This window comes from Advenella mandrilli (assembly GCF_016595155.1).
Classification (GTDB): domain Bacteria; phylum Pseudomonadota; class Gammaproteobacteria; order Burkholderiales; family Burkholderiaceae_B; genus Advenella; species Advenella mandrilli.
On record NZ_JAENGP010000002.1, the window covers coordinates 19,394 to 45,908 of the forward strand.

Annotated in this window: 23 protein-coding genes; 14 read left to right on the forward strand and 9 right to left on the reverse strand. The window is 49.8% G+C overall.

Going from position 1 to position 26,515, the window contains the following annotated elements; genetic code table 11:
* Positions 1 to 31: 31 nt before the first annotated feature.
* Positions 32 to 1,084: a ubiquinone anaerobic biosynthesis protein UbiU gene (ubiU, locus tag JHL22_RS01705; RefSeq protein WP_200233184.1), complete on the reverse strand. Its 1,053-nt coding sequence runs from the start codon at positions 1,082 to 1,084 to the stop codon at positions 32 to 34.
* A gap of 211 nt (positions 1,085 to 1,295) precedes the next feature.
* Between ubiU and JHL22_RS01710 the strand changes: the two genes are divergently transcribed.
* Both JHL22_RS01710 and JHL22_RS01715 read left to right on the forward strand, forming a co-directional pair.
* Complete coding sequence (locus tag JHL22_RS01710) at positions 1,296 to 1,523, forward strand: DUF2249 domain-containing protein (protein WP_200233185.1); 228 nt, start codon at positions 1,296 to 1,298, stop codon at positions 1,521 to 1,523.
* Positions 1,523 to 2,827, forward strand: coding sequence for a hypothetical protein (locus JHL22_RS01715; protein ID WP_200233186.1), 1,305 nt, complete (start codon positions 1,523 to 1,525; stop codon positions 2,825 to 2,827). The genes JHL22_RS01710 and JHL22_RS01715 overlap by 1 nt, the downstream gene beginning before the upstream one ends.
* On the opposite strand, the gene JHL22_RS01720 is transcribed toward JHL22_RS01715, so the two are convergent.
* Positions 2,824 to 3,498: a Crp/Fnr family transcriptional regulator gene (locus JHL22_RS01720; protein ID WP_200233187.1), complete on the reverse strand. Its 675-nt coding sequence runs from the start codon at positions 3,496 to 3,498 to the stop codon at positions 2,824 to 2,826. The two genes, JHL22_RS01715 and JHL22_RS01720, sit on opposite strands and share 4 nt — an antisense overlap.
* A gap of 169 nt (positions 3,499 to 3,667) precedes the next feature.
* Between JHL22_RS01720 and JHL22_RS01725 the strand changes: the two genes are divergently transcribed.
* Both JHL22_RS01725 and JHL22_RS01730 read left to right on the forward strand, forming a co-directional pair.
* On the forward strand, positions 3,668 to 5,269 hold the full coding sequence (locus JHL22_RS01725; protein WP_200233189.1) for a peptide chain release factor 3: 1,602 nt from the start codon (positions 3,668 to 3,670) through the stop codon (positions 5,267 to 5,269).
* A 13-nt stretch (positions 5,270 to 5,282) separates the two neighbouring features.
* Positions 5,283 to 5,870 carry a hypothetical protein gene (locus tag JHL22_RS01730; RefSeq protein WP_200233191.1) on the forward strand — a complete coding sequence of 196 codons (588 nt, stop codon included), beginning with the start codon at positions 5,283 to 5,285 and terminating at the stop codon, positions 5,868 to 5,870.
* A 105-nt stretch (positions 5,871 to 5,975) separates the two neighbouring features.
* Here JHL22_RS01730 and bfr read toward each other — a convergent pair whose 3' ends face one another.
* The 3 genes from bfr to rpoN form a co-directional block, all read right to left on the reverse strand.
* Positions 5,976 to 6,449, reverse strand: coding sequence for a bacterioferritin (gene bfr / locus JHL22_RS01735; RefSeq protein ID WP_200233201.1), 474 nt, complete (start codon positions 6,447 to 6,449; stop codon positions 5,976 to 5,978).
* Positions 6,450 to 6,625: 176 nt separating this feature from the next.
* Positions 6,626 to 6,871 (reverse strand): (2Fe-2S)-binding protein, encoded by a 246-nt coding sequence (locus JHL22_RS01740; RefSeq protein ID WP_200233680.1) that lies wholly within the window; start codon positions 6,869 to 6,871, stop codon positions 6,626 to 6,628.
* Between the two features lie 67 nt (positions 6,872 to 6,938).
* On the reverse strand, positions 6,939 to 8,330 hold the full coding sequence (gene rpoN, locus JHL22_RS01745) for an RNA polymerase factor sigma-54 (protein WP_200233209.1): 1,392 nt from the start codon (positions 8,328 to 8,330) through the stop codon (positions 6,939 to 6,941).
* 14 nt (positions 8,331 to 8,344) lie between these two features.
* Between rpoN and JHL22_RS01750 the strand changes: the two genes are divergently transcribed.
* Together JHL22_RS01750 and leuA are read left to right on the forward strand one after the other, a co-directional pair.
* Positions 8,345 to 8,908 carry a hypothetical protein gene (locus tag JHL22_RS01750; RefSeq protein ID WP_200233210.1) on the forward strand — a complete coding sequence of 188 codons (564 nt, stop codon included), beginning with the start codon at positions 8,345 to 8,347 and terminating at the stop codon, positions 8,906 to 8,908.
* A 271-nt stretch (positions 8,909 to 9,179) separates the two neighbouring features.
* A complete protein-coding gene (gene leuA, locus JHL22_RS01755; RefSeq protein WP_200233214.1) occupies positions 9,180 to 10,892 on the forward strand; it encodes a 2-isopropylmalate synthase in 1,713 nt (570 codons plus the stop codon).
* Between the two features lie 230 nt (positions 10,893 to 11,122).
* On the opposite strand, the gene JHL22_RS01760 is transcribed toward leuA, so the two are convergent.
* Positions 11,123 to 11,494, reverse strand: coding sequence for a DUF1840 domain-containing protein (locus JHL22_RS01760; RefSeq protein WP_200233216.1), 372 nt, complete (start codon positions 11,492 to 11,494; stop codon positions 11,123 to 11,125).
* 150 nt (positions 11,495 to 11,644) lie between these two features.
* Between JHL22_RS01760 and JHL22_RS01765 the strand changes: the two genes are divergently transcribed.
* Together JHL22_RS01765 and JHL22_RS01770 are read left to right on the forward strand one after the other, a co-directional pair.
* Entirely contained in the window at positions 11,645 to 15,538 is a 3,894-nt protein-coding gene (locus JHL22_RS01765) for a DUF6531 domain-containing protein (RefSeq protein WP_200233217.1), read from the forward strand.
* Between the two features lie 109 nt (positions 15,539 to 15,647).
* Positions 15,648 to 17,882, forward strand: a complete 2,235-nt coding sequence (locus JHL22_RS01770) for an RHS repeat domain-containing protein (protein WP_200233218.1) — start codon at positions 15,648 to 15,650, stop codon at positions 17,880 to 17,882.
* Positions 17,883 to 17,976: 94 nt separating this feature from the next.
* On the opposite strand, the gene JHL22_RS01775 is transcribed toward JHL22_RS01770, so the two are convergent.
* Complete coding sequence (locus tag JHL22_RS01775) at positions 17,977 to 18,234, reverse strand: outer membrane protein assembly factor BamE (protein WP_200233219.1); 258 nt, start codon at positions 18,232 to 18,234, stop codon at positions 17,977 to 17,979.
* A 189-nt stretch (positions 18,235 to 18,423) separates the two neighbouring features.
* Between JHL22_RS01775 and argS the strand changes: the two genes are divergently transcribed.
* The 3 genes from argS (at position 18,424) to JHL22_RS01790 (ending at position 21,729) form a co-directional block, all read left to right on the forward strand.
* Positions 18,424 to 20,106, forward strand: coding sequence for an arginine--tRNA ligase (gene argS, locus JHL22_RS01780; RefSeq protein WP_200233220.1), 1,683 nt, complete (start codon positions 18,424 to 18,426; stop codon positions 20,104 to 20,106).
* Position 20,107: 1 nt separating this feature from the next.
* Positions 20,108 to 20,905 carry an SPOR domain-containing protein gene (locus tag JHL22_RS01785; protein WP_200233221.1) on the forward strand — a complete coding sequence of 266 codons (798 nt, stop codon included), beginning with the start codon at positions 20,108 to 20,110 and terminating at the stop codon, positions 20,903 to 20,905.
* Between the two features lie 182 nt (positions 20,906 to 21,087).
* Positions 21,088 to 21,729 (forward strand): thiol:disulfide interchange protein DsbA/DsbL, encoded by a 642-nt coding sequence (locus JHL22_RS01790; protein ID WP_234041052.1) that lies wholly within the window; start codon positions 21,088 to 21,090, stop codon positions 21,727 to 21,729.
* A 37-nt stretch (positions 21,730 to 21,766) separates the two neighbouring features.
* On the opposite strand, the gene metC is transcribed toward JHL22_RS01790, so the two are convergent.
* Positions 21,767 to 22,963, reverse strand: a complete 1,197-nt coding sequence (gene metC / locus JHL22_RS01795) for a cystathionine beta-lyase (RefSeq protein ID WP_200233223.1) — start codon at positions 22,961 to 22,963, stop codon at positions 21,767 to 21,769.
* A 95-nt stretch (positions 22,964 to 23,058) separates the two neighbouring features.
* Here metC and JHL22_RS01800 point away from each other — a divergent pair, with 95 nt between their 5' ends.
* Positions 23,059 to 23,697: a LysE family translocator gene (locus JHL22_RS01800; RefSeq protein ID WP_200233225.1), complete on the forward strand. Its 639-nt coding sequence runs from the start codon at positions 23,059 to 23,061 to the stop codon at positions 23,695 to 23,697.
* Here the strand turns inward: JHL22_RS01800 and JHL22_RS01805 are convergent.
* On the reverse strand, positions 23,690 to 24,751 hold the full coding sequence (locus JHL22_RS01805) for an MBL fold metallo-hydrolase (RefSeq protein WP_200233228.1): 1,062 nt from the start codon (positions 24,749 to 24,751) through the stop codon (positions 23,690 to 23,692). The two genes, JHL22_RS01800 and JHL22_RS01805, sit on opposite strands and share 8 nt — an antisense overlap.
* An 80-nt stretch (positions 24,752 to 24,831) precedes the next feature.
* Here JHL22_RS01805 and JHL22_RS01810 point away from each other — a divergent pair, with 80 nt between their 5' ends.
* Positions 24,832 to 25,218 carry a MerR family transcriptional regulator gene (locus JHL22_RS01810; protein WP_200233230.1) on the forward strand — a complete coding sequence of 129 codons (387 nt, stop codon included), beginning with the start codon at positions 24,832 to 24,834 and terminating at the stop codon, positions 25,216 to 25,218.
* 88 nt (positions 25,219 to 25,306) lie between these two features.
* Positions 25,307 to 26,485, forward strand: coding sequence for an isovaleryl-CoA dehydrogenase (locus JHL22_RS01815; protein ID WP_200233232.1), 1,179 nt, complete (start codon positions 25,307 to 25,309; stop codon positions 26,483 to 26,485).
* Positions 26,486 to 26,515 lie beyond the last annotated feature (30 nt).

Genomic DNA, 26,515 nt, shown 5'->3' on the forward strand with positions numbered 1-26,515 from the left:
TACCTTTATGCAAATATATTTGATTGTTGAATTATTTCCAGGGGCGGTTATAGGCACCCAGCGTATGCTGCTGCCCTTCGGCCACTTTATTCAGGCTGGCCATCCATTCGGGCTTGACTGAATAACGCTGCGCCTGGGACAGGCAGTTGTCTATGGCCTGACGCCATACCTTGGTGACCTGGCCAACATAAGCCGGACTGCGCTGGCGTCCTTCAATTTTGACACCACGCACCCCCAGCTGAACCAGCCGGGGCAGGATTTCCAGCGTATTCAGGCTGGTAGGCTCTTCAATCGCATAATAGTTTTCATCTTCAACATCAAACCGGCCCTTGCACAGGGTAGGATAACCGGCATTTTCATTATCACCATAACGGTCTATCAGCACACCATTAAGGCGTGACTCCAGCCCATTGGGGGTTTGTTGCCAGCGTACGGCCTTGGCAGGCGAACACACACCATGCGTATTGGGCGATTCGCCAGTCACATAAGAAGAAAGGGCGCAACGCCCTTCTACCATGACGCACAGGCTGCCAAACCCAAATACCTCTATTTCTACCGTGGTGTTTTCAGCCACCTGCTCTACCTGGGCCAGCGAAAGGACTCGCGGCAAAATAACCCGCGTAATACCAAACTGCTGCTGGTAATAAGCAATCGCCTCGTAATTGGTGGCCGAGCCCTGTACCGACAAATGACGATGTAAATCGGGATATTTATGGGCCGCGTAAGCCATTAAGCCCAAGTCGCCCATAATAAGGGCATCTACCCCCATACTGGCAGCGTGGTCGATGGCTTGCGTCCATAAACCGGTGCTGCCGGGCTGGGGATACGTGTTAAGCGCAACAAATACCCGGCAACCCCGGGCATGTGCGTAATTTATCCCTTCACGTATGGCCGCGTCATCAAAATTAAGCCCGGCAAAATTGCGGGCATTGGTAGCATCCCGAAACCCCAGGTAGACACAGTCTGCACCGTTATCCACCGCGTTTTTCAGGGCAGGCAAACTACCGGCCGGACACACTAACTCTATAACTGGCTGCCCTGAACCGGGCTGGCCGTTACCGTTTACTGGCGAAATACTTGACATATTAATTTAAACTTGAATATTATTGACGCTTGGTTTCAAGCAAGAAGTAATGATTGAATATAACAATCCAGCTCATCGCGCAACCTTGAGTAATATCAAGAAAAAACAAGACATCAATATTAATTTGATAATATATTGATATGTATCTACATAACGCCTGCTAGCGATTTCTTTATCAGGCCCACTAACCGCCTTGATTTACGGATTAAACATGAACAATGACATTCAGCTGGACGTACGCGGCCTGCCCCCGCCCGAACCCATGGAACAGGTGCTGGACATACTGCCCCAAATCAACAACGGTGAAAAACGCCTGCGCATGCTAATAGACCGCGAACCCATCCCCCTGTTTCGCATTCTGGAAAGCGAACAGTTCGAATACAGTATCCGCAAGCAGCCTGATTACTCTTATGAAGTCATCATCTGGAAAAAGGCTTAATGCAACGTGCCCTGACATTCGACAGCATGCCCGGTCTGATGGCGCCCATGCGTTTTTTTCTGGCGGCGCCACTGTTTGCCATGCTGGCGGCCTTGCTGCTGCTATTGTCGGGCTCCGATGCCTGGTTAAGCCGGTGGTCACCGGTCATGTTAAGTGTTACCCATCTTTTCACGCTGGGCATTCTGACCATGAGCATGACCGGCTCATTAATCCAGCTCTTACCGGTTGCCTTCCGTATTCAGATTCCTTTTCCCAACCCCTTGGGGCTGATTGTCTTCCTGCTGCTGGGAATCGGGACCTTAACACTGGCAAGCGCCTTCCTGGCCCTGTCCAACCCGCTTTTCATCACAGCGGCCATCCTGCTGGGAAGCGGCCTGGCCATTTGCATTTTTGCCCTTAATCTTGGGTTTTGGCGGTCACGCAGGCAGCAGGCAGAAAAAGCCAGGGCATCCATCCTGGCAGTCCGTTATAGCGTCGCCAGCCTGGCCATCACGGTTATTCTTGGCCTGATCCTGGTTTACGCGTTTACCCACCCATTGGGCCTGTCTTTGGTGGCGCTTACCAATCTGCATGCCTTGTGGGGCCTGGCCGGCTGGGTAGCCATGTTGCTAATGGGCATCAGCTTTCAGGTCATCCCCCTGTTCCAGGTCACAGAAATTTATCCTGCGAGCATGACGCGACGACTCTTGCCCGCCCTTTTTATCGTGTTATTGCTATGGACGGTTTTCTCTGAATGGTTCGGCCTGCATTCGGGCATTTTTCAAACCGCACTGGTTTTTGTACTGGTTATTCTGGCCCTTGTTTTTACCATCCAGACTGGCATTTTACTTAAAGGCCGCAAACGTCCCGAACCCGATGTCACCACTTTATTCTGGCGACTGTCACTGGGCAGCCTGTTTGGCAGCGGCATCCTGTTAGCGCTACTGCAATTGTTTAGCCTGCCGCAACTGGAACTGTCGCTGGGCATATTATTTATTCTGGGTTGCGCCTATTCTGCCATTAATGGCATGCTGTACAAAATTGTGCCTTTTTTAGTACTGGTGCACAGCCAGGAAATCGTCCCGTTCCGTTCGGGTGCGGTACCTAAAATAAAAGATATTTTGCCCGAAGCCAAGGCCATGCGCCAGTTTTGGGTGCAATTGTTAACCGTACCGGCCATGCTGGCTGCCGCCTGGCAGGTTCCCGGCTTTGCCACCCTGGCGGCACTGTTACTGCTGGTATCGGCAGGCATGCTGTTTTTCAACTTGCTGGGTGCCGTCAACATCTATCACCGGCTTGCCAGGCAATATAAAAAAACCGCTTAAAAATCAATAAGTCCCTGCATATCCAGAATAGTAATTTCTTTGCTCTTTACCTTGATCAGGCCGTGCGTGCTTAAATCCAGCAAAATACGCGAAAAGTGCTCGGGGGTAATGTTAAGGCGCGAAGCAATAATGGCCTTGCTGGTACTTAATGTAATGGTTTCCCCGTTTTCACAATGATCGTGCTTAAGCAAATAACCAATCACCCGCTGTGCGCCTGAACGCAGGGAATAGGACTCAACGTCTTCCATCAGACCATACAGCCGCTGGCTAAGTCCCTTTAGCATGTTAACCGTCAAATTATGGTTTTTGGCCAGCTCAGCCTTAATAACACTACTGCTAACATGCAGTACCAGACTGTCTTCCAGCGCCTGCGCTGTCACGATATAGTTTTTGCCCATAAACATGAGCGCCTCGCCAAAACTGTCTCCGGCACGGATAATCTTGACGACTTTTTCGTTGCCGGGTGATGAAGTCACTGACAGCTTGATTTGCCCGAAAATAAGCACATGCAACCCAAGGCAAGGTTCGCCACGCTGAAACACAATTTCACCACGCCTAACCTTCATCTCTGTGGTTCCTAGCGCAATGGCATCCAGCTCGGCCAGCTCCAGCTCACTGAACAATGGGACATTGGAAAGAAAGTCCTGTGTTTTAATTTTCCTGTTTGCCATAATGACTTAGCCTTTGTATCCCTTTTCTTTCACAAAAAAAACCGATAAAGATCTATAATAAACAACATTTTCTGGCATTCTACCAATGTTTTTGCACGAATCCCCGAATCATCCATCAATCTGTAAGCTTATCATCCCATCCCGGGTGACTAACTACCGTTTTTAATTAATGTCACACTTATCAATCAAGCAGGAAGTGGCGCGGCGCCGCACCTTTGCCATTATTTCCCACCCCGACGCAGGGAAAACCACACTAACCGAGAAATTGCTCCTGTTTGCAGGCGCCATTCAGATTGCCGGTAGCGTAAAAGCCAGAAAAGCAAGCCGTCATGCTTCCTCAGACTGGATGGAAATTGAAAAGCAACGCGGAATTTCAGTGGCCTCATCCGTCATGCAAATGGAATACCAGGACTGTGTCATCAACTTGCTGGACACCCCCGGGCACCAGGACTTTTCAGAAGATACCTATCGGGTGCTGACGGCTGTTGATGCGGCCATCATGGTGGTTGATGCCGCAAACGGTATCGAACCGCAAACCATTCGCCTGCTGCAGGTTTGCCGGGCCCGCAACACCCCCATTCTCACCTTCATCAACAAACTTGACCGCGAAGTCCGTGAACCGCTAGACCTGCTTGGTGAAATTGAATCACATCTGGGCATGGATACCATCCCGTTTACCTGGCCAATTGGCATGGGCAAATCATTCGGTGGTGTTTATGACCTGCAGCGAGACCGCATGCGCCTGTTCCGCCCCGGCCAGGAACGACGCGGCCACGATGATTTTATCGAAGGCCTGGAAAACCCGCTGATCCGGGAAAAATTCGGCTCTGCCTTCGACAAGGCCCACGAAGAAATATCTCTCATTCAAGAGGCCACCCCCGATTTTGACCACGAGGCCTTCCTGGCAGGACAACAAACACCGGTCTTTTTTGGTTCGGCCGTCAACAATTTTGGCGTACAGGAAGTGCTTGACGCCCTGGTTAAATGGGCACCCAAACCGGGTCCCCGTCAGGCCCTGGAACGCATCGTCCAACCCGACGAGCCCAAGTTTTCAGGTGTCGTCTTCAAGGTACAGGCCAATATGGACCCGGCCCACCGCGACCGCGTGGCTTTTGTACGGGTCAGTTCGGGTAAATTTGAACGCGGCATGCGCCTGAAAGTCAGCCGCACCGGCAAAGAAATCCGTCCCAACAACGTGGTTTCGTTCCTGTCACAACGACGTGACCTGCTTGACGAAGCCTATGCCGGTGATGTAATTGGTATTCCCAACCACGGTGTGCTACACCTGGGTGATGTCCTTACCGAAGGCGAAATCCTGCAATTTACCGGCCTGCCGTTCTTTGCCCCTGAGCTGTTCCAGGGCGTCGAAGTTAAAGATCCATTGCGTACCAAACAACTGCGTACCGGCCTGACCCAATTGGGTGAAGAAGGCGCCATCCAGGTATTCCGTCCCGAAGCGGCCGGTGGTGCGCTATTGCTGGGCGCCATTGGCCAATTACAATTTGAAGTGGTTGCTCACCGCCTGAAAACCGAATATGGCGTGGAAGCGCGTTTAATGCCTTCTAGATATACAATGGCACGCTGGGTAACCAGCGACAATCCGAAAGCACTGCGCAAATTCATGGACAGCAACGCTGCCCATATCGCTTACGATGTGGTTGATGCGCTTGCTTTCCTGATTAGCTCTCCGGCCCAGCTTCGTGTGGCCCAGGACCTGAACCCTGACATTAATTTTCATGCAATGCGTGAACATGCCGGACAGATGTTCTAGGAAAACAGCTAAAATGAACTACACATCAATGAAGGGTAATTTATTAATGTCTTGGCGTTTTTTATTCATTTCTTTACTGATATTTGCCGGACTGGCCACGTGGGGCGGCATCCAGGCGGGCGAATGGCTTATTGCACATACGCCCACTACTGCCAATATACCCAACGTTAGCGAGTTCGATCCCCCCCCGCAAGTTGACCAATTCGGGCGTCCTGTGCTGCGCCAGCCCCAGCAGCCCCTCATGAGTGGCGCACAGGGTGTCCCTGAAAGTCCGACAGGCATAGACTGGGCCGTCACCGCCTCACAAAAATCCGACATCCTGACGGCATCCAGCAGCCAGTACAATCCAAACGTTACCATTGGCACGGCCAGCGGCCGTATCGACGCTGCCCCCATTCAGACCACGCCTATCACCCGCCCCACACAGGTGCCGGGCACATCAGGTGGCGGTTATGCCTGGGAATCCGCCTTTCACCGGGAAGTTGCACACTGCCGCACCCTGGGCTTCTTTGAGCGCCCCACTTGCCTGGGCAAGGTACGTGAGCAATACTGCGGTGCCAACAACGCTTGGGGCAAAGTCAAAGACTGCCCCCAACGCTAAACCAAAAAATGGCCCGGAAAATGCTTCCCGGGCCATTTTTTTGTTACTTAACTTAAGCGGTTAACCTGCAAAACAGACTAATTTTGCTTACTTTTCCTGCCTGGCTTACTCTTCGCCCATCTGGCTTTGCAGGTAATTTTGCAAGCCCACTTTTTCTACCAGTTCAATCTGGGTTTCCAGCCAGTCGATATGCTCTTCGGTGTCATCAAGAATACGGCGGAATAAATCACGTGAAACGTAGTCCCGTACTTTCTCACAATGGGCAATGGCTTCGATAAGCGTACCATGAGCCGCTACTTCAAGGTGTAAATCACAAGACAGGATTTCCGGCACGTCTTCACCAATGCGCAGCTTGTGCAAGTCTTGCAAATTGGGTAATCCCTCAAGCAAAAAAATACGTTCCATCAATGCATCAGCATGTTTCATTTCTTCAATGGATTCTTTATACTCATGCTTTCCCAACTCATTAAAGCCCCAATTTTTCAGCATACGGGCATGCAGGAAGTATTGGTTAATAGCCGTTAATTCATTGGTTAATTGCTTATTCAGGTATTTAAGAACCTCTTTATCGCCTTTCATAGCCCTTCCTTTTTCAAGTTATCCAAGAGGGCCAGGCATGCCACGACAACGCCCGTCCCTATGCGCCAATTGTATAATGGAAGTGATGACAAAACAGACTTAATGAAAAGAAAAGCACAAAGCCGCCCCTGCTTGCCGCAGAAGGCGCTTACGCGAAAAAACAGGTCAAGCGTTTATTAAGCCGGCCAAAGTACGGTAGACACAACTGCCTTACGGCCATGGCGCTCACTAACATACTCTTGCTTAACTGCAGACGTAGAGGCTGAACCTTGAGGAAGATATTCGCTGGCAGTTTGAGCACAGCAACCACAGCACGATGCAACACCCAACTCGGCCTGTAAATCTCCCAGTGTTGACGCACCGTTATTGACTGCCTCGATAACGGTTTTTTCTGTGATGGCATTACAAATACAAATATACATGCGAATCATTATCATCTATTTTTATTTTTTTCGCAATATTTTTTACCAGCTTTTATTTAACTAATTGTTAACCTTTAAGAAATGCCTGGGCTTTTCTTCTGGAAGCAGGCGGAATACCAATCGCCTCACGGTATTTGGCTACGGTTCTGCGGGCAATCACCAGACCATCAGCCATTAGCAAGTCACATAATTTACTGTCCGACAGCGGCTTTTTAACATCTTCGGCATCAACCAGGGCTTTTATTTTTAATTGGATCGACTTGGCCGAGGTTTGCTCTCCCGACTCGGTCGCCAGCCCCGAACCAAAAAAATGCTTCAGTTCAAATACCCCGTGCGGAGTGGCAATAAACTTTTGCGTGGTGGCCCGCGATACGGTTGATTCATGAATCTCCAACTCCTGCGCCACCTCTCTTAAGGTAAGGGGTTGCATGGCAGACATCCCTTCTTCAAGGAAGGCGGTTTGATACTTCATAACCACCCGGGAAACATCCAGAATGGTACTAAAACGATGATTAACCTGTTTTAAAAGCCCTTTTGCATGACTTAATTGTTCATTCAAGCCGGTATCGTCCTTTTTCCCCAGGGTCCGGATCATGCTTTCATATTCGGCATTTATCCGAACCTTTGGCAAAACACCCTGATTAAGCGATAACACCCACTCATGATTAATTTTCCGCACCAGCACGTCGGGAACCGCATAATCGGCAGCCGGCGTACTCCAGGCTTTGCCAGGGCGCGGGTCAAGACGCTGGATCAGGCTATGGGCCTGACGAATTAACGCAATATCGGCACCGGTTATGGTTTGCAGGGCAGCCATATCGGCCGCCGCCAGCGCATCCAGGGCACGGGTACAAACTTTTTTGGCACAATCCAGTACCTCACGATCGGGTTCTGGGCTGATTTCACGCGAGAGCTGCAATAACAGACACTCAGACAGGCTACGCGCCGCAATACCCGGTGGGTCAAACGATTGCAACAAACGTAATGCGACCGTCAACTCCTCAACCGTTACTTCATGCTCTGCCTCAAAAAAACCGGCCACCTCTTCCAGCGGGGTATGCAGATATCCATTTTCATCCAGCTCATCAATCAGGACATCTACCAAAAGCATGTCACGTTCCAGCGCACGCGTGGTACCCAGCTGACTGCGCAAATACGCTTCCAGACTGACACTGGTGGCGGTTTCAGGGTAGAAATCATCATCTTCGGCATTGGCCGATGCCGGTTTGCGCTGATCCCAATCCTGTTGTAAAACCTCAGCATAAGATGCCTCGGAATTTGGTGTTTCAGATGATATCTGGTTATCATCTACTAACTCCAGCATCGGATTATCCTGAATGGCACGCATTAGCTCAACCTGGAAATCCAGACCCGAAAATTGTAACAATCGCAATGACTGCTGCAACTGAGGGGTCATAACCAAATGCTGGCCTGTTTTTAACTCTAACGCCTGACGCATAGTAAAAATTCTTTATGAAACAAAAAAAAACCGCGGCCTACAAAAATGATACCGCCGTACTCAGCAAAACCCTGTTAAAACTGGCAATGCCACAACTTGTTTTACGTAGCACTATTATTGTTATCTTCACACTTGCCTGGATATTCTTTGCCCGTGAAATCATTGATTTTGGCAAAAAACAGGACTACGCCGGGCTGGAAGCCTTCAGCAACCAGCTGGTAACCTACCTGAACAGTATAAACAATTATATTTGGTGGGGCCTTGTTCTGCTAGGCAGCCTTATTCTTTATGTAATATTAAGCAGCTGGCTAAGCGGCAGCATTAGCCGTGCCGGTGAAAACTGCCCGCCACCGCAAAAAATAAACCAGCTCATTAACAACCTGTCTCCTGAAGGCAAAGAAGTCCTGGGCTGGGCCTGGAGTGATCGCACCGAACCCATTAAATTCATTACCTTAAAAGAAACCCTTCATGAATTACGCAACGGGCGCGTTGACAAGCTGACTCAAATAAAAGAGCAAAAGGCGCTGTTGCAACACAATTCTATTCCCGAGCTAGCCCTAGATGAAAAAAACCCTTGACTTTACCCCCCTTTCATGCTCATAATAAACGTATTATGAAAACGCAAACTTTCAATTTCTCCCAATTAAATGCAGGTCGCAGCAGCGACTTGCTGGTTTGCGCACTCTCTTCTCTTCTACTCCTAGTGCCCGGTTGCCGAGCCTAGAGCATTCGTGGCAGTTCGGCAGCCCTGTATCAGCCACCCGGATTTTTATTAAATTGTAATATCCCGGGCAAATAAACAGGCAAACGCCAGTTCCAGCACCGGGATTCATGTCAAACAGGTGCATTATGATGCTTTCCAACCCAGCAAAAAAATACGTTCCATTCAAACCGTTCGTCAAGGATTTTTCCGAGCGCACATGGCCCAGCAAAACCATTACGACTCCTCCTATCTGGATGAGTACCGACCTGCGCGATGGTAACCAGTCCCTGATCGAGCCCATGAGTGTCGAGCGTAAATTACGTTTTTTCAAACAGTTGGTGGCTATTGGTTTCAAGGAAATTGAAGTCGGCTTTCCTTCTGCATCACAAACCGATTTTGATTTTGTCCGTATCCTGGTTGAAGAAAACCTGATTCCTGATGACGTGACCATTATCGTCCTGACCCAGGCCCGTCAAGAGCTGATCGAGCGAACTGCCGAAGCAGCCGCAGGTGCAAAAACCGCCATGATCCACCTTTACAATGCCTGCGCCCCCGCTTTCCGCAAAATCGTCTTCAACATGAGCAAAGACGAGGTCAAGGACGTCGCCATTCAGGGCACACGTTGGGTTAAGCAGGCCATGGCAAAATATCCACAAACCAAATGGCGCTATGAATATTCACCCGAAGTATTCAGTACCACCGAGCCTGAATTTGCCGTGGAAGTTTGTAACGCCGTAACAGAAGAATGGCAACCTACCCCAGAAGACAAAATTGTCTTCAACCTGCCCGCAACCATTGAATCCACCTCTCCCAACATGTATGCCGACCAGATTGAATGGTTCTGCAAAAACGTAAAAAACCGCGACAGCATTATCGTTAGCGTACACCCTCATAACGACCGGGGCACTGCGGTTGCAGCGGCCGAATTATCGGTCATGGCCGGTGCAGACCGTGTTGAAGGCTGTTTGTTTGGCAGTGGCGAACGTACCGGCAACGTCGACCTGGTTACCCTGGCCCTTAACCTGTATACCCAAGGCGTCCATCCTGGACTGGATTTTTCAGATATTGACGAAGTCCGCCGTACCGCTGAATACTGCAACCAATTGCCCGTCCATCCTCGCCACCCCTATGCGGGCGACTTGGTGTTTACCGCCTTTTCAGGCTCTCACCAGGATGCCATCAAGAAAGGCTTTGCACAGCAAGACCCCAATGGCGTCTGGGAAGTCCCTTACCTGCCTATTGACCCTGCCGACCTGGGCCGCAGCTACGATGCCGTGATCCGTGTCAACAGCCAGTCTGGTAAAGGTGGGGTGTCTTACTTGCTTGAACAGGAACAAGGCCTGAACTTGCCGCGTCGCCTGCAAATTGAATTCAGCCGCGCCATCCAGCGCGTAACTGACGAAACCGGTGCCGAAGTTAATGGCAATGCCGTATTTGAAATCTTCGAGAAAGAATACCTGAAACAGACTTCGCCCTGGAAATTGCTCAAGCATCAAATTAACAGCCATCCTGAAGGCGCTGATGATGAAACGTTCAGCATTGAAGTTGAACTGGAAAACAATGGTACTGTCGTCAAGGCACATGGCAAAGGTGATGGCGCTATTTCAGCCTTCATCAACGCCTTGAATCTGCCTATCCGTTTCATGGACTACCATGAGCACGCCATTGGTTCCGGTGAAAAAACACGGGCCGCCTGCTATGTAGAGCTTCGTCTGGACGATTCGGCTACCGGTTTCGGGGTTGGGGTTCACAAAGACATCGTGACCGCCTCATTCCAGGCCGTGTTAAGTGCCGTTAACCGTCATATTCAGCAAGGGACAACCGCTAAAGAAAAAAACGTTGAAACCGTTGCGGTTTAAACATTGATAAGCCCGTATTGCCAGGCCCGTATTAAAAATACGGGCAGGCAATTGTCCTGCTTGATCCCGTACCGCGGGACCAAGCCAGTTTTCTGAACCAAACAGGTACAAAACCAGACAAAAACGGCAAATACAAAAAAACCCAAACTAACCGGATATCCCAGGTTGTTTGGGTTTTTTTTATGGGTAAATTTATGGGTAAATATTAACCGCTTGGCAGCATGAATTGTTTACCAGGCGCTTCCCACTTCCCACACCACTTCCTTGCCGTGTACCTTAGCGGCTCTTAGCATATCCAGCAACGGGAAAGTACGGCGACGCAAAGTAACCTTTTCCATTACCGGGTGCGGTTTTTCTTCCGGATACTCGTCATCTTCTTCTTCCCTGTCTTTATCGGCATATACCTGGTCAGGATTGGAATCAGGGTCTTCAGCAACGGCACGGGTAATGTTCTGAATAGCTTCATCCAGTTGCGCTACCGTAAACACGCCATTTTCAGGCAAGGTTTCATAATCACGCCCTGCAGCCTTCAGAACAGACAGGGCATGCTTGTCCAGCATCACAACATCAGCACTTGCATTTGAGCGGAAAGTAATCAGCATCTTCGGTTTCCCACAATAGATAAAGTAATACATCAAGTTTACTACAAGAAGCATTTAAGGCCGATGATTTCATTTTTTGTTCAAGACAATCCGGTCCACTATTTTTTTAAAGCGTGAACCAAATCGTCCAGCCTTGCAAAGCCTCTTAAAATGAAAAAGTCTGTCGCCCTGTTCCTGTTTGCCTTAGTCCTGCCATTTGCCGCCAGCGCCAACCCTACCGCCCCTCAGTCTGTGGCTTGCTCTCCAGAAAAAACCGGCAGCACCTGCCAGAACGTGGCAAAAAAACCGTCACTTAACCTGGGGGCAGGCAACCCCATCCACCTTATTACCGGCAATAAATACCAGCAGGAAACTGATCTGCCCATGCGGGTTTCAGGCCTTGAGCTGGTGCGTTACTACAATTCTTTGGGCGCCAACAAAACCCTGCTTGGCGAAGGTTGGTCACATTCTTATGAAACCCGCCTGTGGTTTGCCGGCGGGAAACCGCAAATTGTGCACGCGGACGGTTCTCGCACCCTGTTCCAGCCACGACAGGGAGACACTGCCCTGGCCCGGGAAAGCAACCATGGCAAGCTTATTTACCAACACCAGGATCACACATGGACATGGCAATTAAAACCCGGTCTCGAAAAAACATTCAATGCCAAAGGCAGGCTCATTACCATCAAGTTGCCCGGACTGGCAACCCTACACATTACTCGCGATGAAACCCCGGGCCCAACCCAGGGTGCCATTCTGGAAGTGCATGGCGGTAAACAGGAAAAGCTGGTTTTTCACTATGAAACCATCAACGATACAGCCAGACTCAGCCGCATTGAAACCCCTGCCGGGCTGTTTTTGTACCGACACGACCAACCCAAGGATCATCAGGGACAGCGCCTGACCGGTATGCTACGCCCTGACAATATGGGTAAAACCTATTTTCATGAACCCGAACACCAGCATGGCAACCCTTTTCTACTGACTGGCATCAGCATTCATGACAGCAGCGGAAAAAACGCGCTCAGAACCAACTCATGGGCTTATAACGACAAGGGAAAAGCCATACGCTCCATTCAAGGCTCACAAACAGACACCCGGCTTCGTCTTGATTTTGAATACCTTGCCACACCCGGCACAGAAAATACCAAAGGCCTTACCCGCATTACCGATACCGAGGGTAATATTACCGATATGCATACCTCCATCAAAGGTGGTAATTATGTGCTTGAAGATGTCATGGGCCATGGCTGCCATGGTTGTGCTGCAGCTGGCACGCAGGCCCGTTATGATGAACAAGGCAACCTAACGCTCATTAATGGAACACATATCCAGCGTAATGAGCAAGGGCATGTTTCTCAACTCTCCATCCCCGACTCCCCCTGGGAAAACCTGCAGCTGAATTATGAAAAAGACCGGCAAGCTTCCTGGTTCAGCAATATTACCGGTACTGAAAAAATCAGTTTCAACGAAAAAAACCAGCCAATCCAGAAAACCTTTGCCAATGGCGACCAAGCTTTCTTTCAGTATGATGAAGACGGGCACCTGATAAAGGTGATGGAATCAAGCAAAAACAAGGCCAGGCCTGTAACCACAAAAATAGTATCAGAACCAAAAAATAATTTTTTTGCCATTGAATATAGTGACGAAAATAACATCGAAAAAAAAGTGTACTTTACGCTGCAAAAAAACACGCTAAACATCCATACCAGCCGTCAAATAGAATGGTTATCCACAAACAGGAAGGGCGTTGAGAACTGGATGCCCTCAATTAGATACGATGATGAATACACCTTTGAAAATGAAGGCAAAACCAAAATCCACCATTTACCCGAAGGGGGATACATCAGTTATTTTTACAATGAGGAAAATAAGCCGGAAACCATTATCTGGACTGAACAATCCGGCAAAAAACACCACTTGATTCTGGACTCCAACATTCCTGAAAAAGGCTATGTCCTGGGCAACCAGCTGGCCTTTCATGCCCTTAAAACCGAGTCAGGACAAACCCAGCTTAGCTTATGGAATAAAGACAAACGGTTCTGGACACAGGCCCTGGATTTTTCCCCGGATAATACGCTGCGCAGCGAAACCATCATTGTGCCAGACGCAAAATACGAAGCAGGCCGCAATTATGCCTATGATCCATCCCAAAGAATGATCAGCACCAAAACCAGTGCCCTATATAAAGAACAAGATTTGTCTGGCCTGCACCATTATGCCTGGAACAAGGATGGCTCCAGTGCCGCTTATTTTAATGGCCGCGATACCATTAAACCCGCTATTGAACGTGATGCCAGCGGCCTGCCAATCAAAACGGGGGAACTTGAACTTGAGTATGGCCCCAATCGCAAACTGCATTACATTACTAAAAATAAAGCCTTCTTAGCCACCTACTTTTATGATGCGCATGGACAGCGAACCATCAAAACCACCCCTGACGCGCATACCCATTATTACTATGATGAAAACCATTTACTGGTTGGAGAGTGGACTATCCAACGGGACAAGCTCACCACGCATGGTATCAATGACAATATCAGCCGCCGTTATATTTATGCCGGTAAGCTGCCCGTTGCTTTCATAGAATATGAACGGGCGACTTTCCCTCTTAAGGTACTACCCACTGAGGAGATACCCATGGATGACCCCAGGCGGCGTCCTCATCTGTCGAAGCTGTATTTCATTCATACCGACCACATCGGCCAGCCTTTCATGGTGACCGGCCAAGAACAGAAAATCCACTGGCTGGCACACAATAGCCCCACCGGAAAAAGCCATATTCTGCACGCCGATATTGAATTCAATCTACGTTTACCCGGACAATACTATGACCAGGAAACCGACTGGCACTACAACATGCACCGTTATTACGACCCGGAAGCCGGCCATTATCTGGAGCCTGACCCGATTGGACCCGTACCAAATAACGACCCTTTTGGTTATGCTGCCCAGCAACCACGTCTGTTTATTGACCCCTTGGGATTGCTGCTGTTTGCATTTGATGGCACAGAAAATAACAAATATTCAAATACCAATGTATTGAAGTTTACGAGGCTTTATATTGGAGACAAAAGCTATACCTCAGGAACAGGCAAGTTCCTTCCCACAACCCATACTGCTGGAATGCTTGATGCCGCATTAGGTTATAACATCATGAACATTATTAACCATCAAATCAATGAATTGGTTAATACCATACCTAATACTTTTAACATTAATAACACTAATAATCCCCTCTTGCCAATTGATATTATTGCTTTTTCACGTGGTTCGGCCATCGCCCTGATCTTTGCCAATATGCTGGCCGATCATACTGACGAACATGGTTTTTTCTCGATGGAATGGACCTCTCTTCTTCATGGAAAAAGAAAAGACACAATCAATGCCTGCCTTGACCTGCGCTTTATCGGTTTATTCGACAATGTACCGCAAATAGGTTACCTGGGAAATTTAAACGACCTTTACACATATACCGTTCCTGACTCATGGGACTGGATTGCCCATGCTGCTTCCCTGAACGAACACCGTAAATTATTTCCCCTTACCCCATTAGTGGGAGAAGGAAATAACTGGATAGAGCAAGGCTTCATAGGAGCCCATTCCGATGTTGGCGGTTTCACCTGGCAATCAGACCTCAAAGACCGGCTCAACCCGAAAAAAGGCCAATACGGAGATCTTGGTGATATACCTCTGGCATGGATGGTATGGCAAGCAGAACAGGCGGGGGCTTCCATGGAATCCTTAAGCAACCCATCAACACAGACCCAACCATTCAGTGGTATTGACAACCCTGTACTGCATGGTACACCTGCCAGAAGCTCGCCAAATCCTGACCTGGACCGGTACATACAAGAGCCCGGGAGTAATGCTACCGACAAATATCAACGGGAACATGCCACGCTTGGCCAAGCAGCCCGTCAGGAAGTGGAAAAATTCATTACCCGCTTCCCCGTAGACACCTCAGAAGATAGCCTACTTTCACAAAAAATTATTGGAACCGTAGATGCAACGCATTATGTAACGTGGCTAGAAAACGAACTCGGCTGGGACTCCCCATTTTAAAACATTAATAAGCCACGTGAATATGATAAGGACAAAGAATATCCAACGCTGTTCTCACAAACAGCTTGCCTACCCAACAAAAAATATAAGCTTAAAATAATTTGGTAAAATGAAAAAAATCCTCCTCCTGCTATTTCCGTTTGCCTGCCATGCCAACACAACTTCTGTTGATGCCGTTATCCGTCTAAGCAACATCAGCAGCACCGAAACCTACGGCACCAATGAAAAAAACCAGCTTATCCTGCAAGCGTTTTCCAATGGTGACAAAATACAATTTGCCTATGATGAAAAAGGAAAATTAAACTATATAAACAAACTAAAGAACGGCAGCCAATGGGCTGATACGGTCAAGCTGGAATATAACGACCGAAGCAAGGCAACTTTACAGGATAATAAGAAAATTCTTGCCTTTAATAGACTCAATGAGGATGTCGTTGCGATAAAATCACTCAGACATTTAATTCCGCTGAACTCAATCATACAAATCAGCTATCACGACTATTACCGCATAGTCAAAGACACACAAACCATCGAACATATCCTGCCTGAAGGCGGCATGCTGACCTACCGCCATGACAGCGACAATAAAATCAAAGAAATCCTTTGGACCCCACGGTATGGCCAAAAAACCCGATCCATTCTGAACACCAGCATCCATGCTCCCGGCTATATCTTTGGCAACCAGCTGGTATTTCGTGCGCAATCCAAAACACCAGCAAAAACCCAGCTAAGCTTATGGAATGCCTACCGGAAACAACCGGTTTGGACCCAGGAGCTGAACTTTTCCACCGATGGCACTTTGACTGAAGAACGAACCAGTCTGCCTGCCAGGCAACTGCACAGCACAAGCCGGTATTCATACGATTCACAAAAACGGCTAATAAACGCAACCGTCAATACACAGCATTATCAGCAAAACACCACCAGCCGCTACCAATATAGCTGGAACCCCGATGGTTCCAATGACTCTTACACCAAAGACGCAAGCACCGCCACACCACAAATATCTCGGGACGCCAGCGGCCTGCCAACAAAGGTCGGCAATAAAAGCATTGAATTCGACAATGACCGAAAACCCGCGAAAATCACCCTGGATGAAAATGTTGTGGCTGAATACAGCTATAACTTCCAGGGCCAAAGAGTTATGAAATATCTCGCTGACCGCGCCACCTTTTTCTATTATGAAAACAACCGCTTAATAGGTGAATGGGGTATTCATGCCCATCACGATGACTCGATTTATGCCAATAACGGTGCCATTAGTCGCCGCTATATTTATGCCGGACAACTGCCCGTTGCATTTATAGAGTATAGCGGTGGGTATTTTTACGGACATGATGATGCCAGATTATTCCTGAATCCCGGCTCTAACACTTTTGGTGATGACATTCCCGCCTGGATAAAGCCTTATCTTGTCCGGATGGCCATACCCCTTAACCAGCGTACCGCAAAGCTTTTCTTCATCCATGCCGACCATATCGGCCAACCCTTCATGGTTACGGATGAGACCCGCAATATCCGCTGGTTAGCCCAAAACAGCCCAACAGGAGAAAGCCGCATCCTTCATGCCGATATTGAATTCAACCTGCGCCTGCCCGGCCAGTATTACGACAAAGAAACCGGCTGGCATTACAATGGAAATCGCTACTACGACCCGGCTGCCGGTCACTATCTTGAACCTGAAGTGGCAGGCGTAAAAACTGGCCTTCCGCCTTTTGCTTATGCCAACCATCAGCCACGCAGATTTATTAACCCCTTGGGTTTATTTCCGATTGCTTTTGATGATGCAGGCAAAAAAGCGTACGAAAGCACCAGCCTTGATCAAATCAAGGCACTTTATACAAAAGGGTCCGATTATTACGCAGAGCCACAAATACTCTTTGACAGAGCTGCCAAAGCAGCTGCCCTGAATATAATCCAGGCACACAACAACACCGGCGCACCATTTCCGCTTACGACACCCACTGACAACAATAAGCCAATCAACCTACCGCCACAGCCTGAAAACCAGAAGCAACAAACGTTTTTAGGCCCGCATGCCGCTATTAGCGGGGCCATTAAAAGTGGATCACGCCAAGCGTCCCCCACATCACAGCCAGGCATGTACAGCGATTTTTCCACCCTTCCCCTGACGTGGGTAGACTGGCGTAAAGAAAATGCCCCACAAAACTGTAATACTGTCAGTAACGATGCCGCTGCCAGAGAGCAAAAACTGGCCAATACCCCCGACAGCACGTATTACCGACACCATCCCGACCTTAGCCCACACACCCGGGAAAACCTGGAACAACTCATTAACCGCATTCCCGAAAACACCTCCTGGATTTCGCTACCCGGGCAGTAATAGGCCAGCCTTGATTTGGCAAAAAAAACAAACCCCTCCTGCTCAACACAAAAGGGGTTTACCAACTGGCCAAAACCAACTCCTTCAAACGTTACTATTGGGTAACGCTAAAGTCGTGCACGCGATTATTGGTAAAGTGGATATTCAGTTGACGCTTGGTAGACATTGCATTGCCAGCGGTACCCAGCCCCAAAGAACTCATGGCAGTACTGAACAAGGCATTATCATCGGACTCATCATAGGACCAATAATTAGGCCCTTTCGCACCATCATCCCGATAGGACGGTTGGCCAAAGAGGCTGAGGATGTCATCAGACGTTGTAACACCGGGCTTAATCTGGGTACAAAACACTTGCCATATCCACTCCCGCTTCCAGCGCTAAAGGAAACAAGGTAACAACGATCTGGCCGTTAAAAACGGTCAATATGCTATGATTATGTCAATTTTCAAGATTCATTAAACAGGCTGGCAGGCCGCTGCTGTTCATGGCAATCATCGTGTCGCCGGCTTTTTTACCACTTTTTTATACAGTCAACTCCTATGCTCCCAGAGCTACAACAAAAAATCCAGGCCGCGCTGGCCACCGCTGTTGAAGGCATTCTGCCCGGCAGCAACCCGGTTATCAAACTGGAACGCCCCAAACAACCCGAACATGGCGATATTGCCACCAACGTTGCCATGCAACTGGCCAAGCCCAACAAACGCAATCCGCGTGAACTGGCGCAGGAAATCGTTAGTGCCCTGCTGGGTAATGAAAACACGAAATCTTTTCTGGCTGCCGCTGAAATTGCCGGGCCGGGTTTTATCAACCTGCGTCTTACCCAGGCCACCCATCAGGCCGTGGCCAATGTCATTGCCCAACAGGGCAGTGCTTATGGCAATGCCGCCAGCAATGGGGAAAGCGTGATTGTTGAATTCGTTTCCGCCAACCCCACCGGCCCGCTGCACGTTGGGCATGCCCGCCAGGCTGCGCTGGGTGACTGCATTTGCCGCCTGTATTCCGCCAGTGGCTATCAAGTACACCGCGAGTTCTATTACAACGATGCCGGCAACCAGATCAACAACCTGACCATCAGTGTCCAGGCCCACGGCAAAGGCATTACCCCTGATTCAGACGCCTATCCTGCCGATGGCTACCGTGGCGCCTATATTGCCGACATTGCCCGCGACTTTCTTGATAAAAAATCAGTCGAAGCCGATGGCAAAACCGTTACCGCTTCCGGCGATATCAACAACATGGACGATATCCGCCATTTTGCCGTTGCCTATCTGCGCCATGAACAGGATCTGGACCTGCAAGCGTTCAACCTGCAATTTGACAACTACTATCTGGAAAGCTCTTTGTACAGCGATGGCAAAGTAGCTGATACGGTACAAAAGCTGATTGAAAGCGGCTATACCTACGAACATGAAAACGCGCTGTGGCTTAAAACCACCGAATTGGGTACTGGCGACGACAAAGACCGCGTCATGCGCAAATCCGATGGCGGCTATACCTACTTTGTACCCGATGTGGCCTACCACGTGACCAAATGGCAGCGTGGCTACAACCATGCCGTCAATATCCAGGGCAGCGACCACCATGGTACGGTGGCGCGCGTGCGTGCCGGCCTGCAGGCCCTTAACATGGGCATTCCCAAAGACTACCCCGCCTATATCCTGCATAAAATGGTCAAGGTCATGCGCGGTGGCCAGGAAGTCAAAATTTCCAAACGGGCTGGCAGTTATGTAACGATGCGCGACCTGATCGAATGGGTTGGGCAAGACGCCGTGCGTTTTTTCCTGATCCAGCGCCGTGCCGATACCGAATTCGTTTTCGACATTGACCTGGCGCTTGCCAAGGGCGAAGAGAACCCGGTGTATTACGTTCAGTACGCACATGCCCGAATTTGCAAGATTTTACGTGACTCTGCCAACATGCTGGGTTATCTTAAAGATGCGGATGTTTCCCTGCTAACGGCTCCCTGCGAAATTACCCTGCTGCGCCGCCTGGCAGAACTGCCCAACGTCATTCAGTTGGCCGCAAAAGAGCTTGCCCCCCATCATATTGCCTTCTGGCTGCTGGACTGTGCCGCTGATTTCCATTCATGGTACAACGCCGAACGCATTATGGTAGAAGACCAGACACTTAAACTGGCCCGTTTGCGCCTGGCCGACAGCACCCGCCAAGTCATTGCAAACGCCCTTAACCTGCTTGGGGTTAGCGCTCCAGAAAAAATGTAATATGGCAAAAAGACGTACCACCCGATCCTCACCCTCAAGGTCCAGAAGCAGCAGCAACAGTAGCGGTTCGTTCTCGTCAATCCTGACGGGGCTTATTATCGGCCTTACCATTGCCGCAATTGCCGCTTTCATGCTTACCCGCACACCGGTACCCCTCAGGGACAACACGGGCAGTACGTCTTCTTCAGGCCTCAAAATGCCTGGCACCTCATCGCCCACAGTGGGCAGCATGTCGGCTGGCAAGCAGCCTTTAATAGACCCCAACGCCTGGCTCAGCAACGATGGCCGTATCACCAGCCAGCAAAATGCCGCCACAGGCACCAGCAATCCGCCCCCGATTCGCCCGTTAACACCGGCAGAACCGGCAAAAACGCCGCAGTCGGGCCAGTCACAAGACCAAATTGCTTCATTAATCAAGCAGTTACCTGCTGCCAGCACACCTGCCCGGGCAAGTGCCGACACCAAAACAGCAACGCCTGCCAGCCCTGCCCCTGCCACCGAACAAAAACTTGCCCTGACTGCCAAGGGTAAAGACATTCCACTTAATACTAATACCGCCAAACCCGCCACCACCAGTGGCCGCTATCTTCAGGTAGGCGCTTTTCGTAATGCCAAAGAGGCCGACTCTATCAGGGCGCGCATGATCCTGATGGGCTACAACGCGGAAATTACCAAAGTAACCGTTAATAATGTGGAAATAAACCGGGTTCGGATTGGCCCCTTCAAGAACGATAATGAACTGAACCGCTCGCGCACCGAATTAAGCAAAGCGAAAATCAGCTCAACCATTGTTCGATAAATAATGCACCAACGACCGGTTACATCGCGTTTCCATCAATACACGAGCTGAACTTTTTGTTTTATAACCTGTCTTACCAAGGTTTTTACGATAATTTTCCGCTATTTTCAACTAACTGCCCCATTAGCATGGACAGTTAGTACAACAAGCCCCTGATCAATACTTTTTAATGCGAATAAACAATGATGCTTAAAACAATTTTCAAACACACGTTTTCCGCCCTGGCCATTATGGGTGCCGCCGCTTTTGTTCCAGCCATGGCCCAATCAGGTATTAAATACATCACGCTTGAAACCGCCCAGCCTTCTGATACCCCTGATAAAGTCGAAGTGCTTGAATTCTTCTCCTATAGCTGCTCACACTGCGCTGAAATGGAACCCCTGTTCCAGGACTGGAAAAAGACATTACCTGATGATGTGGCGTTCATTCCCGTACCGGTCGCTTTCAACGCGTCCATGCAGCCCATGCAGCACCTGTATTACTCATTGGTGGCACTAGATAAACAAGACCTGCACCCCCAGGTTTTTAACGCCATCCACAAACAGGGCAAAAAACTGTTCAACCGTGATGCCATTATTCAATGGGCTGAAGAACAGGGCATTAATAAAGACGAATTCATTGCCGCCTACGACTCTTTTGGTGTTTCAGCCAAAGCCAAGCGGGCAAGCGAACTGTCTGATACCTACCAGGTGCAGGCTACTCCTTCAATTGCCATTGGTGGCAAACACCTGACTTCACCCGGTATGACCGGCACCTATGCATCCAGCATCCTGGAAGCGCAAGACCTGTTAAACCAGATACTGGCAGAGAAAAAAGCAGATTAACCGCATCCCCCAAGCCAGGCCCGCCCAATCACATTCGTCAAATTGCGCGGGCTTTTTGCAGCGCCTGGTCCAAATCATCAACCAGGTCCGTGACGCTTTCCAGCCCAATATGCAAGCGGATAATCTGCGTATCTTCCCGGCTCCAGTAAGCATGGTTTTCCAGTGTCGGGCGGTCTACCCATTGGATCAGGCTTTCAAAACCCCCCCACGAATAACCAATGCTGAACAGTTCCAGCACATTCACAAAAGTACGAATCTGGCGATCGGAAAGCGCCAGTTCAATTGACAGCATGCCGTTGGAACCGGTGCAGTCACGCTTCCATAAAGCATGACCGGCATCTTTTTCAAAAGCCGGATGAAAAACACGTCGGGTTTCTGGCAAATCATCAAAATAGCGGCATACCTGCAAGGCACTGCGAGCATGCTGGTCCATCCGGATGGGCAAGGTACGCACCCCACGAATCGCCAGCCAGGCGTCGTCGGCACTGACGGAATACCCCATGGCATATTGGTTCAGGTCTATCCGTTCGATAAGCGCCTTATCTTTGGCCACCACTGCGCCCAGCATTAAATCAGAATGCCCCCCCACATACTTGGTCCCGGCAATCACGCTCACATCAGCGCCCAGTTCCAGCGGTTGATAGGCATAACCCGAACCCCAGGTGTTGTCCACCACCAGAATAAGCCCATGCTGTTTGGCAAATGCCGCCAGGGCAGGAATATCCAGCATCTCAAACAACAAAGAACCAGGTGATTCCACATACAAAACCTTGGTATTGGCCTTGAGCTGCGCCTGCAGGGCGTCCAGGGATTGTGCGGGCACATAGGTAAATTCAATATTCATGCGGCTTAACACCGTATTGGCCAGATGACGCACCGGCCCATACACGCAATCGGCCACCAGCATATGATCGCCCGCACTTAACAGCGACAGCAGCGACATGGCAATGGCCCCCAGCCCCGAGGACGCCAGAAAACAGCGTTTGCCCCCTTCCAGCTGGCAAAAAACAGTTTCCAGGGCGGCATGCGTTTCCATGCCCATGCGTCCATAAGTAACCAGCCGCTCGCCCTTGCTTTTACGGCGGTAAGTGGCCTCCAGGTCTTCAAGGGTATTGAAACGAACCGTGCTGGTTCGGATGGAAGGCAGGCCCACTGGCGCAACCGGTGTGGTTTCATCACAGGGAGCCGTGCCAAGATGCTGTAATTGGGTAAGCAGGGAAAGTTTTGTGTCCATAAGGATATTCTTTATTTTGGGTGAAATATTACCCCCCATTATAGAGGCAAGCCCGTTAAAATACCCTTTTAGTTTACCTGGCTCTACCCAGTTTTATGACACCTGAAACCCTCTTCGTATACCTTGGCCTGTGCATTTTGCTGGCCATTTCCCCTGGCCCCGACAATATTTTTGTTTTGCTGCAAAGCGCCCTGCACGGTTATCGCACCGGCTTCATGATTGTATTGGGTTTGTGTACCGGCCTGCTGTTTCATACCTTTCTGGTTACAGTGGGCGTGGCCGGGCTGATTGCCGCTTCTGCAACTGCTTTCACCGTCCTGAAACTGCTGGGTGCCGCGTATTTACTGTATTTGGCGTGGGGCGCCCTGAAGGCGGGGCCGGTAGGGGCGGTTTCTACCAAAGAAGACAGCCCTGCTGCACCTGCCCTAAGTGGGCGTCAATTCTACCGACGCGGCATTTTAATGAACATCAGCAACCCCAAGGTCAGCCTGTTCTTTCTGGCCTTTTTACCCCAGTTCACCAATCCGGCCAGTGGTTCGATCAAATGGCAGTTCATCTGGCTTAGTGCCATTTTTATCTTGTCCACATTAATAGTGTTCTGCAGCATCGTGGTGTTTTCAGGCTATTTTGGCCAGCTCCTGAAAAGATCGGCCCGGGCGCAGGTCATGTTGAACCGCTTCACCGCGCTGGTCTTTGCAGGGCTGGCCGTCAGGCTGGCATTCAGCGTTAAATAACGGCAAACCGCACAATACCGTCGCTACCGGTTTCGCGATTAAGCTTGCCGTCAAAATACAAGGCATGCAAGTGTGCCAGCGCCTCGCCCATGGCAAAGGTAAGCTGGTGCAAATCCAGCTCACGCCGGAACATATGCGGCACCACATCCTTGGCACTCATGGGTTCCTGGCATAATTCCAGCACTTCAGCCAGGCGCTCGGCATGGTGCTCGTGCTGCTGGCGAATCCGTTCATGCAAACCCTTGAACGGACGTCCGTGTGAAGGCAGCACCAGGGTATCTTCGTCCAGGCCCAGGTATTTATTTAATGACGTCAAATACAAAGGCAGCGGGTTGCCATCGGGTTCATGATCAAACACACTCACATTGGTTGAAATGCGCGGAAGCACCATATCACCCGAAATCAATACCTTCAGCGCGGGACTGTACAGGGCCATATGCTCGGGCGCATGACCATAGCCGGAAATAAGCTGCCAGTCATTATTGCCAATACGCAGGGTATCGCCATCCATTAAGCGGTTGAAACGGTTAGGCGGTGTACAGACCAAGCCAGGATAATACGTGGCCCTGGCACGGATTTTTTCCTGGGAATCAGGATCTGTCATGCCATGACGGGAAAAATGCCGTACCGCCACATCGCCCCCCGTGCCCGCACCACCCACCGGTTGCGACGACCACATGCGTGACACGTAATAATCGGTCATGCTCATGTACAGGGGCACATTGTGTTTCTCACACAACCAGCCCGCCAGGCCAACGTGGTCAGGGTGCATATGGGTAACCACCACCCGCAGCACGGGCAAACCGTCCAGTTCATTCTTGAACACTTCTTCCCACAACACCTTGACCGGATCTTTGGCAATGCCGCAATCCACAATAGTCCAGCCCTTTTGCCCATTGATTTCATCGGCCAGTAACCACAAATTAATATGGTCCAGCGCAAATGGCAAAGGCATACGTATCCATTTAACGCCCGGCGCCACTTCCAGTGCAAAACCCGGCTCTGGCTGTGTATTACCCAAGGGATAAACCAGCTTGGCTTCATTCTCGTTCATTATTTCTCCTTATTGACTTTTATATTTAATTCATGGATGATACTTTACGTTTACGTAAACTGTAAGTATTAGAATTAATTATGACACAAAGAACATGGTCCATATCGGAATTAGCGCAGGAATTCAATATAACCCCGCGTACTTTACGATTTTATGAAGACCACGGCATTATCACCCCAAGGCGCGAAGGTCAGAAACGTATTTATACGCAAAAAGACAAAACCCGCCTGAAGCTGGCCCTGCGCGGTAAACGGCTGGGGTTTCAGCTGGCCGACATCAGCAGCCTGATCGACATGTACGATGGTCCGGGCAGTACCACCCCCCAGCTCAAACAATACATCGCCATGCTTAACCGGCACAAAGAACAGCTTGAAAGCCAGAAACGTGATCTTGAAGCCATTTTGCAGGAAATCCATACCCAGGAAGAACATTGTATGGAGTTGTTAAAAAATCACGCGCCAACCTAAAGTTGACGTTAACGTAAACGGAATATCTTATTTCTGTTATATTTCATATATATAATCTAAATAAAAAACTTCACAGGAGACAAACCTCATGAATCTACCCGGACTGAATTTCGACTTGGGCGAAGACCTGGACATGCTGCGCGATGCCGTGCGTACCTTTACCCAGGCAGAAATTGCCCCCCGTGCCCAGGAAGTTGACCACAGCGATCAGTTTCCCATGGACTTATGGAAAAAATTTGGCGATCTGGGCCTGCTGGGCCTGACCGTTAGCGAAGAGTACGGGGGTACCAACCTGGGCTACCTGGCTCACATGATTGCCATGGAAGAACTGTCCCGCGCCAGCGCCGCTATTGCCCTTTCCTACGGCGCCCATTCAAACCTGTGTGTCAACCAGCTTAACCGCAACGGCACCGAAGCCCAAAAACAAAAATACCTGCCCAAGCTGATTAGCGGTGAACATATTGGCGCCCTGGCCATGAGCGAACCGGGCGCCGGTTCTGACGTGGTCAGCATGAAACTGCGCGCCGAGAAAAAAGGTGACAAATACGTCCTGAACGGCACCAAAATGTGGATCACCAACGGCCCCGATGCCGACACCCTGGTGGTCTATGCCAAAACAAATCCCGAAGCCCACCAGCGCGGCATTACCGCTTTCATTATTGAAAAGGGTTTCAAGGGCTTTTCAGTGGCGCAAAAACTGGACAAAATGGGCATGCGAGGCAGCCACACCGGCGAACTGGTGTTTGACAACTGCGAAGTGCCCGAAGAAAATATCCTGGGTGAACTGAACGGCGGGGTCAAGGTACTCATGAGCGGGCTGGACTACGAGCGCGCCGTGCTGGCCGGTGGCCCGTTGGGTATTATGCAGGGCGTGATGGACGTGGTGGTTCCCTACATTCATGACCGCAAACAGTTTGGCCAGTCTATTGGCGAGTTCCAGCTTATCCAGGGCAAAGTGGCCGATATGTACACCACCCTGCAGGCCAGCCGCGCCTTTTGTTACACCGTTGGCAAAAACCTGGATCGCCTGGGCAGCAGCCATGTGCGCGAAGTGCGCAAAGACTGTGCCGCTGTTATTTTATACTGCGCCGAAAAGGCCACCTGGATGGCTGGTGAAGGCATTCAAATCCTGGGCGGCAACGGTTACATTAATGAATACCCCACCGGCCGCATGTGGCGGGATGCCAAACTGTATGAAATTGGTGCCGGCACCAGTGAAATCCGTCGCATGTTAATTGGCCGGGAACTGTTCAATGAAACAAAATAAGGCAATAATAGGGTTTTAATCACTCGTCAC

Coding starts and splice junctions, on each gene's coding strand:
- JHL22_RS01815 (WP_200233232.1), top strand. CDS start 25,307: ATGAATCTACCCGGACTGAATTTCGACTTGGGCGAAGACCTGGACATG.
- JHL22_RS01730 (WP_200233191.1), top strand. CDS start 5,283: ATGAACTACACATCAATGAAGGGTAATTTATTAATGTCTTGGCGTTTT.
- JHL22_RS01720 (WP_200233187.1), bottom strand. CDS start 3,498: ATGGCAAACAGGAAAATTAAAACACAGGACTTTCTTTCCAATGTCCCA.
- JHL22_RS01805 (WP_200233228.1), bottom strand. CDS start 24,751: ATGAACGAGAATGAAGCCAAGCTGGTTTATCCCTTGGGTAATACACAG.
- JHL22_RS01800 (WP_200233225.1), top strand. CDS start 23,059: ATGACACCTGAAACCCTCTTCGTATACCTTGGCCTGTGCATTTTGCTG.
- ubiU (WP_200233184.1), bottom strand. CDS start 1,084: ATGTCAAGTATTTCGCCAGTAAACGGTAACGGCCAGCCCGGTTCAGGG.
- rpoN (WP_200233209.1), bottom strand. CDS start 8,330: ATGCGTCAGGCGTTAGAGTTAAAAACAGGCCAGCATTTGGTTATGACC.
- leuA (WP_200233214.1), top strand. CDS start 9,180: ATGATGCTTTCCAACCCAGCAAAAAAATACGTTCCATTCAAACCGTTC.
- argS (WP_200233220.1), top strand. CDS start 18,424: ATGCTCCCAGAGCTACAACAAAAAATCCAGGCCGCGCTGGCCACCGCT.
- JHL22_RS01770 (WP_200233218.1), top strand. CDS start 15,648: ATGAAAAAAATCCTCCTCCTGCTATTTCCGTTTGCCTGCCATGCCAAC.
- JHL22_RS01760 (WP_200233216.1), bottom strand. CDS start 11,494: ATGCTGATTACTTTCCGCTCAAATGCAAGTGCTGATGTTGTGATGCTG.
- JHL22_RS01725 (WP_200233189.1), top strand. CDS start 3,668: ATGTCACACTTATCAATCAAGCAGGAAGTGGCGCGGCGCCGCACCTTT.
- JHL22_RS01765 (WP_200233217.1), top strand. CDS start 11,645: ATGAAAAAGTCTGTCGCCCTGTTCCTGTTTGCCTTAGTCCTGCCATTT.
- metC (WP_200233223.1), bottom strand. CDS start 22,963: ATGGACACAAAACTTTCCCTGCTTACCCAATTACAGCATCTTGGCACG.
- JHL22_RS01710 (WP_200233185.1), top strand. CDS start 1,296: ATGAACAATGACATTCAGCTGGACGTACGCGGCCTGCCCCCGCCCGAA.
- bfr (WP_200233201.1), bottom strand. CDS start 6,449: ATGAAAGGCGATAAAGAGGTTCTTAAATACCTGAATAAGCAATTAACC.
- JHL22_RS01750 (WP_200233210.1), top strand. CDS start 8,345: ATGAAACAAAAAAAAACCGCGGCCTACAAAAATGATACCGCCGTACTC.
- JHL22_RS01740 (WP_200233680.1), bottom strand. CDS start 6,871: ATGTATATTTGTATTTGTAATGCCATCACAGAAAAAACCGTTATCGAG.
- JHL22_RS01810 (WP_200233230.1), top strand. CDS start 24,832: ATGACACAAAGAACATGGTCCATATCGGAATTAGCGCAGGAATTCAAT.
- JHL22_RS01785 (WP_200233221.1), top strand. CDS start 20,108: ATGGCAAAAAGACGTACCACCCGATCCTCACCCTCAAGGTCCAGAAGC.
- JHL22_RS01715 (WP_200233186.1), top strand. CDS start 1,523: ATGCAACGTGCCCTGACATTCGACAGCATGCCCGGTCTGATGGCGCCC.
- JHL22_RS01790 (WP_234041052.1), top strand. CDS start 21,088: ATGATGCTTAAAACAATTTTCAAACACACGTTTTCCGCCCTGGCCATT.